Source organism: Streptomyces sp. NRRL WC-3618, assembly GCF_001280005.1.
GTDB lineage: Bacteria > Actinomycetota > Actinomycetes > Streptomycetales > Streptomycetaceae > Streptomyces.
In genome coordinates, this window is record NZ_LGDW01000239.1 from 1 (window position 1) to 1,273 (window position 1,273).

General features: G+C 70.1%; 1 protein-coding gene and 1 pseudogene. Both read right to left on the minus strand.

Annotation, left to right across the window (positions count from 1 at the left end; translation table 11 throughout):
• Nucleotides 1–181: pseudogene (locus tag ADL01_RS21400) on the minus strand (hypothetical protein); the annotation flags it as partial.
• A gap of 45 nt (nt 182–226) precedes the next feature.
• Entirely contained in the window at nt 227–970 is a 744-nt protein-coding gene (locus ADL01_RS21405) for a DUF2993 domain-containing protein (protein WP_053743649.1), read from the minus strand.
• Between the last annotated feature and the right edge of the window lie 303 nt (nt 971–1,273).

The following is a 1,273-nucleotide window of genomic DNA, read 5'->3' on the forward strand; positions in this document are numbered from 1 at the left end:
GGCAGAACGTGCCGCCGACCATGTACGGGGTGGTGTCGAAACTGCCGGTGTCGGCGAGGCGGGTGGCCGGGCCGGGGGCCCAAGTCCAGGGAGGCGCGGGTGGGGAGGTGGGGGTGCCTCCGGGGGGTACGTCCTTCGCCGCATCTGCGGTACGGACGTTGCCGTCTCGCCTGTTGGACACCGATGCGGGGCTCGGTGCGGGGGCCCGACGCGTCCTCCTCGCCAGTTACCCAGCGAGGCTGACGTTCGAACCCTTCACCGTGATGTCCACCCCGGCCTTCGCCGCCTCGACCGAGTCCAGCTCGATGCCGCCGGGCAGGCCGTCGATCCTCTGCTCGAAGTCCGTCACGGCCCGCATCCTGCCGTCGGCGAGGGCGATGCCCAGGTTGGGCAGGGATTCCGCCTTCACCTTCACCGTGTCGCCCGCGACCGTGACCGTGCTGAGGACCGACACCGGCCTCGGCAACTCCTTGCCGAGCACCGTTGCCTCGACGGCGACCTTGATCTTGCCGTCGCCGCCGTCCGACAGGCCCACGACCTTGGCGGTCACACCCGGGACCACCGTCACGGGCCCCGGCTGGGTCGACTTGGCCGCCTTCAGCAGTTCGGCGTACGTGATGGTCGCGCTGCCGGTGGCGGTGGCCGCGGTGGCGGAGCTGTAGTCGCCGGTGAACTCGACGTCGCGCATCTGGGCGTTCAGGTTGTCGATGCGGATGTTCTGGCCGGAGGTTCCGGTGGGGGCGTCGTAGTCCTTGATGCCGACCTTGACGTCGTCCAGTTGGCCGGCGGCGAGTTGGGTGAGGAAGGGGAAGCCGTCGATCGACACGTCCGGGGTGGTCGGCAGGTCCTCGCTGGTCCTGAGGCGGTCCGCGACCTCGTCCTCCGCGAAGCCGACGGCGAGGCGGTCGGCGATCACGAAGAGGCCGCCGAGGAGTACGGCGACGGTGAGGAGTATTCGGAGTGCGCGCATGGTCGCGACGGTACCTGGGGGTGACTCCGCCGGGGATGGGGCGAGGGGGGTTGTTGACCGCTTGTGACAGGCGACGCCCGGTTTCCCGCCCCCGCCGCCCTTACCCGTCCCATACCTGGGGCTGCCGCCCCAGACCCCCGCTGTCGGCCCTGAACGGGCCTCGTCCTCAAACTCCCCCAGAGGGGGGACCCCCACGGGCTGAGAGACACTGTTGGCGAATCCGGGGCCCTGAACGTGACGTCGGCCTTCGCGACCCGTTGTGGTCGTGAAGGCCGACGTTGTGTTTTGGGGAGGGTGTCGGTG

Coding starts and splice junctions, on each gene's coding strand:
- ADL01_RS21405 (WP_053743649.1), bottom strand. CDS start 970: ATGCGCGCACTCCGAATACTCCTCACCGTCGCCGTACTCCTCGGCGGC.